This window comes from Streptomyces sp. NPDC048411, assembly GCF_040704695.1.
Taxonomy (GTDB): domain Bacteria; phylum Actinomycetota; class Actinomycetes; order Streptomycetales; family Streptomycetaceae; genus Streptomyces.
Genome location: NZ_JBEZKL010000159.1, coordinates 1 through 16,263, shown reverse-complemented (window position 1 = coordinate 16,263; position 16,263 = coordinate 1). Strand labels below are relative to the sequence as shown.

The following is a 16,263-nucleotide window of genomic DNA, read 5'->3' as shown; positions in this document are numbered from 1 at the left end:
CCTTCAAGGTGCTCGAGCTCGACAACCGCTACGACGTCATCGCCCGCATCGCGGGTGGCGGCTCCGGGGCCCCTCTCCGTCAGCCCGCGTGCGGGGCCGGCCGGCTCGCGGCTCAGGACGTCCTGAGCGCGGCGGCCATCTCCGCCAGCCGCTCCGCCGACGCCGAACCGGTGACGACCGTGGTCGCGCCCTTGTCGTGGCGCACCAGGGCGTCGTACTTCGAGCCCTCCCAGCGCTGCCACGTCTCACCGGCGACCTGCTGCGTGCGCCCGGTGTTCCGCGCGTCCTGACTGACCTCGGACACGTACTTCTTCGCCGGGGACGTCGACTGCTCCACCGCGACGTACTTGCCGTCCGGGTCGAGGAAGCCCAGGTGCCAGCCGTTGCCCGCCTCGCGGTCGTAACTGACCGAGGTCGGCTTCCAGTCCTTGGACAGACCGGCCGGAGCAGCCACCGGGTACGGGGCCGCGCGCCTGGCCGTCACGAGCTCCACGCGGTAGTCGACCGCCTTGATCGGGTTGGCCTTGTCGTCGTGCGGGACGAAAATGTAAACGACCCCCGCGACGGCGGAGATCACCGCCATCGACAGGATCATGTCCCGCGCCGTCTGCTTGCCTCGCTTGCTTGCCACGGGTCCATGGTCGCATCACGCCCGGCGGGGCCGGCCGAGGGGCAGGAGGACGTGGCACCCACCCCATCCTGCCGCTCATAAGTGACCCGGTCTGCTCATTTTGTCGACCTGGCGATAGAGTCAGAGCACCCTCTTCCGGTCGTCGTCGTACAGAAAGGTGCGCTCCGATGTCCGAGCATCATCTGCCGTCCCAGCTAGAGGTCTCCCCGGAGGCCCCCGACCGCAACCTGGCCCTGGAGCTGGTCCGGGTCACCGAGGCCGCCGCCATGGCCGCCGGGCGCTGGGTCGGCCGCGGCGACAAGATCGGCGCCGACGGCGCCGCCGTGAAGGCCATGCGCACCCTCGTCTCGACCGTCTCGATGAACGGCGTCGTCGTCATCGGTGAGGGCGAGAAGGACGAAGCCCCCATGCTGTTCAACGGCGAGCGGGTCGGTGACGGCACCGGCCCCGAGGTCGACATCGCCGTGGACCCGATCGACGGTACGACCCTGAACGCCAAGGGCATGCCGAACGCGATCGCCGTGCTGGCCGCCGCCGACCGCGGCGCCATGTTCGACCCGTCCGCGGTCTTCTACATGGACAAGCTGGTCACCGGCCCCGAGGCCGCCGACTTCGTCGACATCAACGCCCCGGTGGCGGTGAACATCCGCCGGGTCGCGAAGGCGAAGAACTCCGCCCCCGAGGACGTCACCGTCGTCGTCCTGGACCGTCCTCGCCACGAGGGCATCGTCAAGGAGATCCGGGAGACCGGCGCCCGCATCAAGTTCATCACCGACGGCGATGTCGCCGGCTCGATCATGGCCGCCCGCGAGGGCACCGGCGTCGATCTGCTGATGGGCATCGGCGGCACCCCCGAGGGCATCATCTCGGCGTGCGCCATAAAGTGCCTCGGCGGTGTCATCCAGGGCAAGCTCTGGCCGAAGGACGAGGCCGAGCGGCAGCGCGCGCTGGACGCCGGGCACGACCTGGACCGGGTGCTGTCCACGGACGACCTGGTCAGCGGCGACAACGTGTTCTTCGTCGCGACCGGCATCACGGACGGTGAGCTGATGCGCGGCGTGCGGTACCGCAGCGAGACGGCGACCACCGAGTCGATCGTGATGCGGTCCAAGTCCGGCACGATCCGGAAGATCGACTCGACCCACCGGCTGTCGAAGCTGCGCGCCTACAGCGCGATCGACTTCGACCGCGCGAAGTAGACCGCGCTGGTTCCGTGACCGGCGATGTGTGCCCCGTGAGGAGCGTCGTCCGGTGCGTGCGATCGCAAGGCGGCCACACGGCGGCGAGCGGGCGTGCCGGACGACGCGACGGGGCAAAGCTTGCCGGCCGGGCGGGGGGCACGCGTGAGCGGGCCTCGCCCGGCCGGGCGACCGTGAAGAGGCGCCCCCATGTGCGGTGGGGGCGCCTCTTCACGTCGACGGCGGGCGGGGGTGGCTCGGCGCGTCCGGGGAGCCGATGCACCCCGTCCCGTGGAGCCGCTCGTCGCGTCCCGCGCGGCCCCCTTCGGTCCGCTCCGGTCAGGTCCGCTCCGGTCAGCCGGCTGCGGCGATGTGGCCGGCCGAGGCAGCGGCCTTGAGTTCCATCTCGCGCCGCCTGCGGCGGGCGAGCACCACACGGCGTTCGGCGGCGGTGAGGCCGCCCCACACTCCGTACGGTTCGGGCTGCACCAAGGCGTGTTCCCGGCACTCGATCATCACCGGACAGCGCGCACAGACCCGCTTCGCGGACTCCTCTCGTGACAGTCGGGCAGCAGTCGGCTCCTTCGACGGGGCGAAGAACAGCCCGGCTTCGTCCCGGCGGCACACCGCCTCCGAGTGCCAGGGGTCGGCCTCGCCCTCCCGAGCAGGGGTGCGCTGGGTGGGGACGGCGGCGACCTGCAGGGGCTGATGCGGCAGTTGCAGCACGGTCTACTCCTGACGACGGCTTCGCGAGCGAGAGACGATGCAGCAGTCCCTACCCGCTGTGCGTGCGCCTATGCACTGAGTGGCACCGAGTTCCGGGCGGCGAAATTGTGGTCGATCGGAAAATTGGCCTGATCAGACACGGTGCGGACCGGCGCGGCTTGCCGTGGTTCAGTGGCCGAGGTGTTTGCGCAGCTTGCTGTGGAGATCCGCAATCAGCTTCCCGCGCTTCGGCTTCGCCTCGACGTTACCGAAGACCGAATAGCCGTTGACGACGACCACCGGCGCTTCAGGGTCTGCGGATTCCAGTGTGACCACTTCGAAATTACCGAAGACGCCCGTCCCGCTGCCGCGCAGCGAGATGTTCTCCGGGACCTTGATCTCGACACTTCCGAAGATGGATGTCGCGTTGATGACGGTGAGTCTCTGGCCGAAAAGCGCCTCGGTCAGATCGATCTCCACGCTGCCGAAGAGCGAGAAGGCGTTCGTACGGCCGCCGACGCGCCAACGGCCCTTGCGGGTGGAGCTGCTGAAGATCGCCACCATGTTGTCGGCCGGGCCGGTGGGGGCCTCGGGGCCGTACGCGTACGGAGCGGCGGGCGAAGGCACGGCGCTCCCGCCGGGGGTCGGCAGATCCCGTACCAGCGGTTCGAGTTCACCGACGGTCTTGGCCCGGTAGACCGCGTCGACCCGCTCGGCATGCTCCTCGGCGGTCAGCCGGCCCTCGGCCATGGCATCGCGCAGGATGTCCGCGATCCGGTCGCGGTCCGCGTCGGAGGCACGGATGCCCGCGGGCGCGGTTTGCGCCGGGGCGGCGGGCTGCTGGGGGTGCTTTTCGAGGTCCACCGGCCAAGCGTACCCAAACGCGATAGATCGCGACCAGGGCGTGTTTCGAAAGCAGCGTCGTCCGCCGTAGGGCGGGACTTTCGGAACACGCCCTGGAGCCTCTCCGTCCGATCAGGCCGGATCAGGGAACGGCCCGCCGCCAAGTGACGACGCCACAGATGTACGCGCCGGACCTCGCGGGCCCGGCAGGATCCGGAAGGTCGGCCCCGGGACACACGGCGGGCCGAGCGGGAAGTCGCGCCCGCCGCGCCGCGGGCGGCCGCGCGCGTTCGACTGAGCCTTACCTCACAGCTTCGGCACCCTTGCGGCGTTCTACCCTGGTGGGTGCGCTGTCCAAGGGAGGCCAGCCGCTGTCGCCGAGTGAGGAATGGCCGTAATGCCAGAGTTTGCGTACTCCGATCTGCTCCCTCTGGGAGAGGACACCACGCCGTACCGGCTGGTGACCGCCGAGGGCGTCTCGACCTTCGAGGCCGACGGCCGTACGTTCCTCAAGGTCGAGCCGGAGGCGCTGCGCACCCTGGCCGCCGAGGCGATGCACGACATCTCGCACTACCTGCGCCCCGCTCACCTGGCACAGCTGCGACGGATCGTCGACGACCCCGAGGCGTCGTCCAACGACAAGTTCGTGGCGCTCGACCTGCTGAAGAACGCCAACATCGCCGCCGCGGGCGTCCTCCCCATGTGCCAGGACACCGGCACCGCGATCGTCATGGGCAAGCGCGGTCAGAACGTGCTGACTTCGGGTGGTGACGAAGAGGCGCTCTCGCGCGGCATCTTCGACGCGTACACCAAGCTCAACCTGCGCTACTCGCAGATGGCTCCGCTCACCATGTGGGAGGAGAAGAACACCGGCTCGAACCTCCCGGCCCAGATCGAGCTGTACGCCACCGACGGCGGCGCCTACAAGTTCCTCTTCATGGCGAAGGGCGGCGGCTCGGCCAACAAGTCGTTCCTCTTCCAGGAGACGAAGGCCGTCCTGAACGAGGCCTCCATGATGAAGTTCCTGGAGGAGAAGATCCGTTCGCTGGGAACCGCGGCCTGCCCGCCGTACCACCTGGCGATCGTTGTCGGCGGCACGTCGGCCGAGTTCGCGCTCAAGACCGCGAAGTACGCCTCCGCCCACTACCTGGACGAGCTGCCCGCCGAGGGCTCCCCCACGGGTCACGGCTTCCGGGACAAGGAGCTGGAGGAGAAGGTCTTCGAGCTGACGCAGAAGATCGGGATCGGCGCGCAGTTCGGCGGCAAATACTTCTGCCACGACGTGCGCGTGGTGCGGCTGCCCCGGCACGGTGCCTCGCTGCCCGTGGCGATCGCCGTGTCCTGCTCCGCGGACCGTCAGGCCACCGCGAAGATCACCGCCGAGGGCGTGTTCCTGGAGCAGCTGGAGAAGGACCCGGCGCGCTTCCTGCCGGACACCACGGACGAGCACCTGGACGAGGCGGGTGACGTCGTCAGGATCGACCTGAACCGGCCGATGGACGACATCCTCGCCGAGCTGACCAAGTACCCGGTCAAGACCCGCCTTTCGCTGACCGGCCCGCTGGTCGTGGCGCGCGACATCGCGCACGCCAAGATCAAGGAGCGGCTGGACGCGGGCGAGGAGATGCCGCAGTACCTGAAGGACCATCCGGTGTACTACGCGGGTCCGGCGAAGACGCCCGAGGGGTACGCCTCGGGTTCCTTCGGCCCGACGACGGCCGGGCGCATGGACAGCTATGTCGCGCAATTCCAGGCGGCGGGCGGCTCCAAGGTGATGCTCGCCAAGGGCAACCGGTCCAAGCAGGTCACCGACGCGTGTGAGGCGCACGGCGGCTTCTACCTCGGCTCGATCGGCGGCCCGGCGGCGCGCCTCGCCCAGGACTGCATCAAGAAGGTCGAGGTCGTCGAGTACGAGGAGCTCGGCATGGAGGCGGTCTGGAGGATCGAGGTCGAGGACTTCCCGGCGTTCGTCGTCGTCGACGACAAGGGCAACGACTTCTTCACCGAGCCCGCTCCGGCGCCGACGTTCACCAGCATTCCGGTGCGCGGTCCCGGTCTCGCCTGACCGGAAGGACTCGGCCCGCTTCGGGGGCGTCACGGTTGAGCTCCTCTTAGAGCCTGTCGGGTGACCTTCGATCGGAGAGCGGACGCGGCGTGGTGCGTGCGATTCCAAGGCGCCGGGATGGCCTCGTAGCGGAGCTACTAGGGCATTTCGGCAACGCCGGAAGCGTGCGTGCCACGCCGTGGCCGCCCGATCAGAGGTCGCCCGACAGGCTCTTAGGCCGGGGCGCCCTCGCGGTCCGTCCGTGACGGATTCGGCGCCCGGCCGCCGTGTGTCCGCACCCCTTCGTTCAGGTGTCGAGCAGTCCTGACGTGGCGAGCAGATAGCCCAGCTGGGCGCGGCTGTTGCTGCCCAGTTGTTCCGAGACCTTCCGCATGTGCTCGGCGACGCTGCGGCGGCTCATGCCGAGCCTGCGGGCGATCGACGCGTCCGTCTCGCCGCCGACCACCGCCAGCAGAATGGTGCGCTGGAGGTCGGACGTGATGGCCGGGGAGCGCTGTGGCGCGTCCTTTGGACTGATCGGGACGGAGCGGTACCAGGCGTGGTCGAAGTGCCGGACCAGCAGGGCGATCAGGGCCGGGTGCTGGACCCGCAGGGCTGTGTGCGGTTCCTCGTGGACCGGGACGAATGCGACGTCGCGGTCGCAGACGATGACCCGGTCCACGACCTCGGCAAGCGTCCGCACCTCGGCGCCGGCCGACGTGACCTGCTCGATGTACGAGAGCGTCGCACGGTGCGTGCGGACGGTGTGCTGGTAGATCGTCCGTTGTCGCACGCCTCGCCGCAGCATCGCCAGATCGCGCGGCAGCGCCTCGTTCAGGACGTGCGCGGGGCGTCCGCCGCCGGGCTGCGCGGTGAGCAGCTCCTCCCGGCAGCTCCCGACGGCGGCGTCGAGCGCCTTGTTGATGACGGCTCTTCCGGCGAGCCGGGTGGCGGCGGGTTGTTCCGTCCGGTGCACATCCGCGTACAGCCCTTCGAAGTCGGCGAGGGCGGCGCGAGTGGCGCGCAGGGTCCGGCGCTGCCGGATGATCGCCTCCTCGATGGGCCCGAGCGCGGCGAAGGACGCCGTCTGAGGCGGTACGGGGAGCAGGGAGCCCGGCGCTTCACGGTCCGCCACCACCAGCTGCAGGGCACGCAGACAGGCAGGCGCCCCGGCTTCCGGAAGGCTTCCTTCCATCAGGGCGCGCCGGTAGGCCGTCAGGGCAGTGGCGCAGGGGCGGTCCGACGACGATTCGCGACAATCACATGCGCCTGGGCTGGAATGATCGTCCTTCACAAGTGTGCAGATTACATTCGTGCAAACGGGCCGCCACCCGGTTTCGCAGTTACTCGACCACTATGTGCGGAGTGACGCTCCGCACCGACCACTCCCTGGGCCACTCGGCCGACCGGCCGGACAACTCGGCCCGCGGCGAACGGCGTTATCGCTTCCTGGTCGCCGGATACGCCGTCTCCTCGTACGGCACTTTCCTGAATATGGTGGCGCTCAATCTGTTCGTCTATGAGACGACGGGTCGGGCGATCGCCATGGGGCTTTTCATGGCGGTGCGGCTGGGTGCCGGCTTCGTCGCCGGTATGACGGCCGGCACGCTGCTCGCGCGTTTCACGGCCAAGACCGTCATGTTCTGGACGAACGCGGCGCAGGCGGCCGTGATGCTGTTGCTGATCCTCGCCCCGGACGGGCTGCGGACAGCGGCGCTGGTGGCCGTCTCCGTGGTGATCGGTGCCTGCGGAACTCTGTTCATGGTGGCGCTGCGCAGCTCCATTCCCGAGATGGTGGGCGAGGAGCGGCGCGGATGGGCGAACTCTCTTTCCATCACGGGGCGTTCGCTGGCCATGGTGGCCGGTTTCGCCTCGGCGGGTGTGGTGGTGTCACTGGTCGGGTACACGGCCGCGTTCGTGGTGGACATGGTCACGTTTGTGCTGTGTGCCGTGACGGTGGCGCTGCTGCCGGTCGCGGGTGGCGGCAGCGCGGGCGAGGCCGCGGAGCAGGTGGCGCGGCGGCCGGGGAAGCCCGGCGCGTTCGCCGCGCTTGCCGCGGCGCCCGGACTCGGTCTGATGGTGGCGCTGCGCGGAGTGGACGCGTTCGGTTCCTCGTCCCACAACGCGGGGCTACCGGTCCACTCCGCCGGCCTCGACCCTTCGCACCCCGCGGTGTTCGTCAGCTCCTTCTGGTGTCTGTGGGCGGTGGGGAACGTCCTCGCGCAGCAGGTGATCCAGCGGTACGCGAAGCGCACCGGGCGGTCGGTGGGCGCGCTGGGCTTCGGTTACGGCACGATCGTGATGTCCGGGGCCTTCATCCTCGCGTTCGCGGGGTTCCCGCTCGTCGCGACGGCTGTGATCGCGCTGATCGCGGGCGCGGCGGACGGGCTCACGGAGGTCTCCTACACCTCGCATCTGCAGACACTCCCGTCCGGCCCGCGCGGTCACGCCTTCGGGCTCTCCGCGACGTTCGAGAATCTCGGCTTCGGCGTCGGAATGATCCTTGTCGCGGTGGCACTTGACCGCTACACCCCGCTGACCGTGGTCGGGTGGTCCCACGGGGCAGCGATCCTCGTCGCGCTGGTGTTCGTGCTCCGGGTGACGGGGCTGCGCAGAGGGACGGGATTCAGCCAATCTTGAGACCACCTGCGGGAGCCGCGGACCGTACCGGGGCGGGCGAGGACTGCGCCCTGGACCTGGTGCCGCTGTGCCCTGCTCCCAGCGACCACTGCGACGTCCATGCGTTCGGCGCGTGAGCTGTGCGGGTCGGACGATCCGGGCATCTGGCCGCCGCGCTGAGAGCGTTCGTGAGCGAGGCCGCGAGCCGGTGAGCAAAAGAGGGCAGGGCGACCGCATCCGGCGGCCGCCCTGCCCCGTCGGGCATTACGCGAAGCGCTGCTTCGCCGTCCCGTCGCACGCCTGCAGCTTCAGCGGGTCCTTGGCCGCCGCCAGCGTCAGACACAGGCCGGTCGACGCCGCCGGGCGCACGGTGCCCGACTGCCTGACGAACTTCTGGTTGGCCGCGCCCGAGCAGTTCCACACGATGACCGTGGCACCCGCCCGGTAGTCGGCGCCCGGCACATCGAGGCACCGGTCGTGGCTCAGCTGCGTGTGAATACTCTTGTCGGCGGTGTCGTGCCACCAGCCCTGGTTGCGGCCGCCGTGGCAGTCCCAGCCGCCGATCGGGGTGTTGTTACGGGTCACCGAGGCGGGGACATCCACACAGGTGCCGGTGGCCTCGTTCTTGAGGGGCTTGAAGAGCGAGTCCCAGGCGGCCGGCTCCAGGACCGGCTTTCCGGTGCTGGCCGGGTCGGCGCAGCTCGCCTCGCGCAGACCGGAGTTGTAGATCTGGGTCAGGCACGACGCGAAGGCCGCGTGCCCGCGCGCGTTGGGGTGGAAGGACTGCCGGACGGAGTTGGAGTCCCACGGGAGCTGCGAGAGGTCGATGTAGAGACCGCGGGCCCAGGTGGACTCGCTGCAGACCTCGTGGCCGTGGAAGAGACGGGAGTTGTCGAGGTAGACGGCGCCGGTGTCGGCGGCGGCCTGCCGCATCCCGCGCTCGAAGGCGGGGACGGCGACGTTCCGGCCCCAGGCGGCGTCGGAGTCGTATCCGGCGCAGCCACCGGGAAGCTTGCCGGGGAAGTCCGGGTTGTCATAGAAGTCCGGGCCGATCGGGCTCGGATAGCCCATGACCACGAGCTTGTAGTCGCTGCTCGCGTAGCCGGCGTCGGACATGACGGTCTTCAGGTCACGGACGGTCTTCTCGACCTTGGGGACGAGTGCGTCGACACGGGCCTGCCAGCCGCCCTCGTACTTCGGCTGGCAGGTGCCCTGGGAGAGCACCCAGCGCTGGACGCAGTCCGTCATGACCGGGCCGAACTGGAGGTCGTCGTTGGCGCCGGCCACGAGCACGATCATCTTGATGCGGGTGTTGCGCGCCTTGATGGCGAGGTTGTCGCTCTGCACGAGCTCGTCGGCGTACTGCTTCGAGCCGCCGATGACGATGTTGCCGGTGTACGCGCCGGAGCAGGAGACGTTGTACGTGACGTCGGCCGGGATCCCGGTCTGGTGGATCGCGGAGTCGGGTGAGCGGTGGCACCAGTTGTCGGGACCGTTCGTCCCCGCCTCGTACGTCCCGACGCCCTCGCCGGATATCTCGCTGTCGCCGAGCGAGATCAGCCCGGTCTTGCGGTCGGCGAGCGGGCGCTCGGCCGGGCTCCCGTACAGCTGGGTGGCTTCGGCGGCGCGGATTGCCTCCAGCTCGGGCGGGAGGGGGGTCGATGCGGTAGTGGTGGTACCGGACCGGTCTGCCGCGCCTGCCGGTCCGGCGGCAGCGGCCATGCCGCCGAACGCCGCCGCCATGGCCGCGGCAGCCGCGACCGTACAGCGAAGTCTGTGCCTGGTGCGCCTCATTGCGCCTCCCCTGGTTGTGGTTACCCCCGGTATTTACTGGTCGGTAGGCGACTTGGGAATACACAGAACAAGACAAGTGCTCAACTTTTTCAGGAGGTTGAAACCCATGGACGACGCACAGGTGCCGGCGAACAGCGGCACAGCCGGAGAGAACTACCGCATCGAGCACGACTCGATGGGCGAGGTGAAGGTGCCCGCGGATGCCCGGTGGCGGGCTCAGACGCAGCGTGCCGTGCAGAACTTCCCGATCTCCGGCCAGCGCCTGGAGCGGGCGCACATCGAGGCCCTGGCCCGGATCAAGGCGGCCGCGGCGAAGGTCAACGCCGAGCTGAAGGTGCTCGACCCGGACGTCGCCACCGCGATCCAGGACGCGGCCGCCGAGGTCGCCGAGGGCCGCTGGGACGCGCACTTCCCCATCGATGTCTTCCAGACCGGGTCCGGCACGTCCTCCAACATGAACACCAATGAGGTCGTGGCCACCCTCGCCACCGAACGCCTCGGCCGCGACGTCCACCCCAACGACCACGTCAACGCCTCGCAGTCGTCCAACGACGTCTTCCCGTCCTCCATCCACATCGCCGCGACCGCGGCCGTCACCGGCGAGCTGATTCCGGCGCTGGATCATCTGGCGGCCGCCCTGGAGCGCAAGTCCGTCGAGTTCGCGGCGGTCGTGAAGTCGGGACGTACCCATCTGATGGACGCCACGCCGGTGACGCTGGGCCAGGAGTTCGGCGGCTACGCGGCGCAGATCCGGTACGGCATCGAGCGGCTGTACGCATCACTGCCGCGCCTCGCCGAGCTGCCCCTGGGCGGCACGGCCGTCGGTACCGGCATCAACACCCCACCCGGCTTCTCCGCCGCCGTGATCGCCGAGGTCGCCCGCGTCACCGGACTGCCGTTCACCGAGGCCCGTGACCACTTCGAGGCGCAGGGCGCAAGGGACGGGCTCGTCGAGACGTCCGGCCAGCTCCGTACGATCGCCGTCTCGCTCACCAAGATCTCCAACGATCTGCGCTGGATGGCCTCCGGGCCGCGCACCGGATTGGCCGAGATCAGCCTTCCCGACCTCCAGCCGGGCTCGTCGATCATGCCGGGAAAGGTGAATCCGGTCATTCCTGAGGCCGTACTGATGGTGGCGGCCCAGGTGATGGGGAACGACGCGACGGTCGCCGTCGCGGGCGCTGCGGGTAATTTCGAACTGAACGTCATGCTTCCGGTCATCGCGAAGAATCTGCTGGAGTCCGTCCGGCTGCTGTCCAACGTCTCCCGGCTGCTGGCGGACCGCACCGTCGACGGCATCACCGCCGACGTGGAGCGGGCCAGGGAGTACGCGGAGTCTTCGCCGTCCGTCGTCACACCGCTGAACAAGTACATCGGCTACGAGGAGGCGGCGAAGGTCGCCAAGAAGGCGCTCGCCGAGCGGCGCACGATCCGCGAAGTGGTACTGGACTCGGGGTATGTGGAGCGCGGCGATCTCACGGTGGAACAGCTCGACGAGGCACTCGACGTGTTGCGTATGACACGGCCGTGACGTGGATCGCAGCGGCCGGGCGGCCGCATCCCTAAGATCTCTCCGTGACTCCGCTCCCCCACCTGAAGGAGGGGGCTTCCCACCCGAAGGTTGCGGTCCAGCCCGAACCGATCCCTCGCGGGACGCGCAAAAATTACCTCGGACCGGGGAAGCGATTCCCTCACCGGCCGAAGCCGGTGGTTCCCTCGCTAGGAGACTGATGGCAGGTACCGGAGACATCCAGCGCGCAGAAGTCGAGCCCGGCGAGACCACGTACTGGGCGCCGGGTGATCAGATTCTGTGGCGCTACCGCGGCAACGGTCCGCGGTCGCCCGGCCGCGCCCACTGCCCGGTCCACATCTGCCGACCCGTCACCGTGGTCCAGGACACCGCCGAGCTGCTCGCCGTATGGATGGCACCCGGCACCGAATGTGTGAAGCCGGTCCTCGCCGACGGCACCAGTGTGCACGCCGAGCCGCTCGTCACCCGGTACACCGCGCCCCGTACCACCGCCCGTTCGACCTGGTCCGGCACGGGCGTGCTCAAGCTCGCCCGGCCCGGCGAACCCTGGTCGGTCTGGCTGTTCTGGGACCGCGGCTGGAGCTTTCGCAACTGGTACGTGAACCTGGAGGAACCGCGCACCCGCTGGGCGGGCGGCATCGACTCCGAGGATCACTTCCTGGACATCGCCGTCAACCCCGACCGCAGCTGGCGCTGGCTGGACGAGGACGAGTTCGCGCAGGCGCAGCGCGTCGGGCTGATGGACCGGGACACCGCGCGACGGGTACGGGAGGCGGGCCGCGCGGCCGTCCGCGTGATCGACGCGTGGGGGGCGCCGTTCCGGGACGGCTGGGAGAACTGGCGGCCCGATCCGCGGTGGCGGGTACCCGTGCTGCCGGATGACTGGGACCGTACGCCCTCGCATATGCCGTCGTGAGACCCTTGATGCACCCCAGGGGGGCAAACGTAGGATCGTCCTCCGGAGGGCTGCTCCGCTTCAACCGGCGGGCGCGGCACAGGACCTGACCGCAAGTCATCGCACGAGTTGCACGATCTTCATGAGCCGCATCAGTTGCATGAGCCGCAAGAACCGCATGGACCACGACGAGGGGGTGGAGACGTGCACGCTGTCCGCCGTCCGCGCGCCGGACACGTTGTCACCCGCACACCCCGCAGGCATACGGTTTCGGCCCCGCCGAGCGGGGCACGCGGTGACAGCCGTTGTCATCGCCGCTCCTGCCGGGGCACAGTGGCGCCCCACAAGGTGATTGCCTCATACAAGCGGCCCGGACGGACGGAACCCCACGCGTGACGGAGCACCCCACCTCCCACGAAGGCCGGCAGCCTCTCGCTGCCCGGTCGCAGGAACGCGCCCGGCCGCGGCAGCAGGATGCCGCGCCTGCCGCCGCGGCGATCCCGGGGCCGGCCCCCGCGCCCGGCTCCGGCTCGAATCCCACAGCGATTCCCGGCCCCGCCGTCGCACCGAACCCGGCGACCGCGCCGAGCGCCGCCGCGGCCGGACCGGACCCGCAGGCGGTGTCCCGCCGCGAGGGCGACCGGCTGCGCTTCGTGGGCGCCGCGACCCGCCGGATCGCCCGGGGCATAGACCTGGACGAGATCGTCCTGGGGCTGTGCCGGGCCAGCGTGCCGACGTTCTCCGACGCCATACTCGTCTACCTCCGCGACCCGCTCCCGGTCGGCGACGAGCGCCCCGTCACCCCGTTCGTGCTGCGGCTGCGCCGGTCCGACCGGCTGCGTTTAAGCGACGACGAGTCCGATGCCTCCCCCTCCGCGGACAGCGAGCGGCTGCGGCTGCCCGCCCTCGACCCGCACGCCGATCTGATGCCCGCGGCCGAGCTCTGCGAGGTCCGGGCGGGCGGCGCGCTCGCCGAGGTGCTGCGCGGCGTACGGCCCGTCTTCGGTGACTCCGCGACGGCCCGCGTCGCCCTGCCCGAGCTGCTCGGCGCCGGGCGCACCGTACCCTCCGGCCACCGGGCGATCCTCGCCCCGCTGCGCGGCCGCCGGAGGGTGATCGGTGCTGCCGTCTTCCTGCGCGGGACCGAGCGGCCCCCCTTCGAGGCCAACGATCTGCTGGTCGCCGCACAGCTGGCGACGCATACCGCGCTCGGCATCGACAAGGCCGTGCTGTACGGGCGCGAGGCGTACATCGCCGACGAGCTGCAGCGCACCATGCTGCCCGACTCGCTGCCGCAGCCCACCGGTGTCCGGCTCGCCTCCCGCTACCTCCCGGCCGCCGAGACCGCCCGGGTCGGCGGCGACTGGTACGACGCGATCCCGCTGCCCGGCAGCCGGGTCGCCCTGGTCGTCGGCGACGTCATGGGCCACTCCATGACCTCCGCGGCGATCATGGGGCAGCTGCGTACCACCGCGCAGACCCTCGCCGGGCTCGACCTGCCACCCCAGGAGGTCCTGCACCACCTCGACGAGCAGGCGCAGCGGCTCGGCAGCGACCGCATGGCGACCTGCCTGTACGCGGTCTACGACCCGGTCGCGCACCGGATCACCATCGCCAACGCCGGGCACCCGCCGCCCGTCCTGCTTCACCTGGGCGGCCGCGCCGAGGTGCTGCGGGTGCCGCCCGGTGCCCCGATCGGCGTCGGCGGGGTCGACTTCGAAGCGGTCGAGCTGGACGCGCCCTCGGGCGCCACGCTGCTGCTGTACACCGACGGTCTGGTGGAGTCCCGGCTGCGGGACGTCTGGACCGGGATCGAGCAGCTGCGCGAGCGGCTCGCCGCCACCGCCCGGCTCACCGGACCGGATCATTCGCCACCGCTGGAGGCGCTCTGCGACGACGTGCTCGACATGCTCGGCCCCGGCGACCGGGACGACGACATCGCGCTGCTCGCCGCCCGCTTCGACGGGATCGCGCCGAGCGATGTCGCGTACTGGTTCCTGGAACCGGAGGACTCCGCCCCCGGACGGGCCCGCCGGCTGGCCCGCAGGGCGCTCAGCCGGTGGGGGCTGGACGAGCTCTCGGACTCGGTGGAGCTGCTGGTCAGCGAGGTGGTCACCAATGCCGTGCGGTACGCGGAGCGGCCGGTCACGCTGCGGCTGCTGCGGACCGACATCCTGCGCTGCGAGGTCGGTGACGACGCCCCGCAGCTGCCCCGGCAACGCCGGGCACGCGACATGGACGAGGGCGGCCGCGGACTGTTCCTGGTGAACCGGCTGGCCAGGCGGTGGGGGGCGACCCGACTGTCGACCGGCAAGGTCGTCTGGTTCGAGATGCCGACCCGGAGCCAGTAACGGCACCTCGCCGAATTAGGACAAGTCGGGGCGATCTCCACATGTTGCCATCCTCTCGTCGTCGGAGTTGACTTCAGTCGTGACCGGGCGCCGCCTGGACGATTTGACCGACACCCCGCACCGACGGGAGGACGCTCGTGTCCGAGGAAACCAGGAACACTCCTTACACCACGAACAACGCCGGGATCCCGGTGGAGAGCGACGAACATTCGCTCACTGTCGGATCCGACGGGCCGATCCTGCTCCAGGACCACTACCTCATCGAGAAGATGGCCCAGTTCAACCGCGAACGGGTCCCCGAACGGGTGGTGCACGCCAAGGGCTCCGGGGCCTACGGCACCTTCGTCGTGACCAACGACGTCAGTCAGTTCACCAAGGCGGACCTCTTCCAACCGGGCAAGCAGACCGCCATGCTCGCCCGATTCTCCACGGTCGCCGGCGAACAGGGCTCCCCCGACACCTGGCGCGACCCCCGGGGCTTCGCGCTGAAGTTCTACACCGAGCACGGCAACTACGACATGGTCGGCAACAACACGCCGATCTTCTTCGTCCGGGACCCGATGAAGTTCCAGGACTTCATCCGCTCGCAGAAGCGCCGCCCGGAGAGCGGGATGCGCGACCACGACATGCAGTGGGACTTCTGGACCCTCTCCCCCGAGTCCGCGCACATGGTGACGTGGCTGATGGGCGACCGGGGCATCCCGAAGACGTACCGCAACATGAACGGTTACAGCTCGCACGCCTATATGTGGGTGAACGCGGGTGGCGAGCGGTTCTGGATCAAGTACCACTTCAAGACCGACCAGGGCATCGACTTCTACACCCAGGCCGATGCCGACGAGATTGCCGGTATCGACGGCGACGTCCACCGCCGCGACCTGTTCGAGTCGATCAAGCGCGGCGATCACCCGAGCTGGACGCTGTACGTCCAGGTGATGCCGTTCGACGACGCACCGGACTACCGGTTCAACCCGTTCGACCTGACCAAGGTGTGGCCGCACGGCGACTACCCGCTGATCGAGGTCGGCCGGATGACGCTGAACGAGAACCCCGAGGACTTCTTCGTCCACATCGAGCAGGCGTCCTTCGAGCCGTCGAACCTGGTGCCGGGCATCGGTCCGTCGCCCGACAAGATGCTGCTCGGCCGGCTCTTCTCGTACCCCGACACCCACCGGTACCGGATCGGCCCGAACTACGCGCAGCTGCCGCCGAACCGGCCGCGCTTCGGCCGGAACTCGTACGCGAAGGACGGCCCGATGCGGTACGAGCCGACGCGCACGGGAGCGGTCTACGCACCGAACTCGTACGGCGGACCGGCCGCGGACACCGAGCGCTTCGGCGACCCGGCGGGCTGGGCCACGGCGGGCGAGATGGTCCACGAGGCGTACAAGCTGCACCGCGAGGACGACGACTGGGGCCAGGCGGGCACCATGGTCCGCAAGGTGCTCGACGACGCGGCGCGCGAGCGGCTCGTGTCGAACATTTCCGGCCATCTCCTGGACGGTGTGAGCCGCCCGGTCCTGGAACGGGCGCTGCAGTACTGGCGCAACGTGGACAAGGACCTCGGCGACCGGGTCGCGAAGGAGGTCAACGGCGACTGACCACGCACGCCGGCCGATACGGCGAAGGGTGCCACGGAGCCTATCCGTGGCACCAGATCGGAAGAGCAAAA

The 16,263-nt window shown here is 69.8% G+C and carries 12 protein-coding genes; 7 read left to right on the top strand and 5 right to left on the bottom strand.

Going from position 1 to position 16,263, the window contains the following annotated elements:
* Positions 1-112: 112 nt before the first annotated feature.
* Positions 113-631, bottom strand: coding sequence for a DUF4245 domain-containing protein (locus tag AB0915_RS34130; protein ID WP_366694754.1), 519 nt, complete (start codon positions 629-631; stop codon positions 113-115).
* Positions 632-798: 167 nt separating this feature from the next.
* Here AB0915_RS34130 and glpX point away from each other — a divergent pair, with 167 nt between their 5' ends.
* Positions 799-1,830, top strand: coding sequence for a class II fructose-bisphosphatase (glpX, locus tag AB0915_RS34125; protein WP_366694753.1), 1,032 nt, complete (start codon positions 799-801; stop codon positions 1,828-1,830).
* Positions 1,831-2,163: 333 nt separating this feature from the next.
* On the opposite strand, the gene AB0915_RS34120 is transcribed toward glpX, so the two are convergent.
* Positions 2,164-2,535 carry a WhiB family transcriptional regulator gene (locus tag AB0915_RS34120; protein WP_366694752.1) on the bottom strand — a complete coding sequence of 124 codons (372 nt, stop codon included), beginning with the start codon at positions 2,533-2,535 and terminating at the stop codon, positions 2,164-2,166.
* 168 nt (positions 2,536-2,703) lie between these two features.
* Positions 2,704-3,378 (bottom strand): DUF1707 domain-containing protein, encoded by a 675-nt coding sequence (locus AB0915_RS34115; protein ID WP_366694751.1) that lies wholly within the window; start codon positions 3,376-3,378, stop codon positions 2,704-2,706.
* A 376-nt stretch (positions 3,379-3,754) separates the two neighbouring features.
* On the opposite strand from AB0915_RS34115, the gene AB0915_RS34110 reads away from it, so the two are divergent.
* Positions 3,755-5,422: a fumarate hydratase gene (locus tag AB0915_RS34110; protein ID WP_366694750.1), complete on the top strand. Its 1,668-nt coding sequence runs from the start codon at positions 3,755-3,757 to the stop codon at positions 5,420-5,422.
* Positions 5,423-5,708: 286 nt separating this feature from the next.
* Here the strand turns inward: AB0915_RS34110 and AB0915_RS34105 are convergent, their stop codons facing one another.
* A complete protein-coding gene (locus AB0915_RS34105; RefSeq protein WP_366694749.1) occupies positions 5,709-6,695 on the bottom strand; it encodes a LuxR C-terminal-related transcriptional regulator in 987 nt (328 codons plus the stop codon).
* Between the two features lie 155 nt (positions 6,696-6,850).
* On the opposite strand from AB0915_RS34105, the gene AB0915_RS34100 reads away from it, so the two are divergent.
* Entirely contained in the window at positions 6,851-8,041 is a 1,191-nt protein-coding gene (locus AB0915_RS34100) for an MFS transporter (RefSeq protein ID WP_366694755.1), read from the top strand.
* Positions 8,042-8,284: 243 nt separating this feature from the next.
* Here the strand turns inward: AB0915_RS34100 and AB0915_RS34095 are convergent, their stop codons facing one another.
* Positions 8,285-9,814 (bottom strand): ricin-type beta-trefoil lectin domain protein, encoded by a 1,530-nt coding sequence (locus AB0915_RS34095; protein WP_366694748.1) that lies wholly within the window; start codon positions 9,812-9,814, stop codon positions 8,285-8,287.
* A gap of 106 nt (positions 9,815-9,920) precedes the next feature.
* Between AB0915_RS34095 and AB0915_RS34090 the strand changes: the two genes are divergently transcribed.
* From AB0915_RS34090 to AB0915_RS34075, 4 genes are all read left to right on the top strand, one after another.
* Entirely contained in the window at positions 9,921-11,345 is a 1,425-nt protein-coding gene (locus tag AB0915_RS34090) for a class II fumarate hydratase (protein ID WP_366694747.1), read from the top strand.
* Positions 11,346-11,544: 199 nt separating this feature from the next.
* Entirely contained in the window at positions 11,545-12,261 is a 717-nt protein-coding gene (locus tag AB0915_RS34085; protein WP_366694746.1) for a DUF402 domain-containing protein, read from the top strand.
* Positions 12,262-12,632: 371 nt separating this feature from the next.
* Positions 12,633-14,591 (top strand): SpoIIE family protein phosphatase, encoded by a 1,959-nt coding sequence (locus AB0915_RS34080; protein WP_366694745.1) that lies wholly within the window; start codon positions 12,633-12,635, stop codon positions 14,589-14,591.
* A gap of 137 nt (positions 14,592-14,728) precedes the next feature.
* Positions 14,729-16,192: a catalase gene (locus AB0915_RS34075; protein WP_366694744.1), complete on the top strand. Its 1,464-nt coding sequence runs from the start codon at positions 14,729-14,731 to the stop codon at positions 16,190-16,192.
* The last annotated feature ends 71 nt before the right edge of the window (positions 16,193-16,263 follow it).

Bases quoted from the DNA above. Each gene is read 5' to 3' on its own strand.
- glpX (WP_366694753.1), top strand. From the start codon at position 799: ATGTCCGAGCATCATCTGCCGTCCCAGCTAGAGGTCTCCCCGGAGGCC.
- AB0915_RS34110 (WP_366694750.1), top strand. From the start codon at position 3,755: ATGCCAGAGTTTGCGTACTCCGATCTGCTCCCTCTGGGAGAGGACACC.
- AB0915_RS34095 (WP_366694748.1), bottom strand. From the start codon at position 9,814: ATGAGGCGCACCAGGCACAGACTTCGCTGTACGGTCGCGGCTGCCGCG.
- AB0915_RS34090 (WP_366694747.1), top strand. From the start codon at position 9,921: ATGGACGACGCACAGGTGCCGGCGAACAGCGGCACAGCCGGAGAGAAC.
- AB0915_RS34085 (WP_366694746.1), top strand. From the start codon at position 11,545: ATGGCAGGTACCGGAGACATCCAGCGCGCAGAAGTCGAGCCCGGCGAG.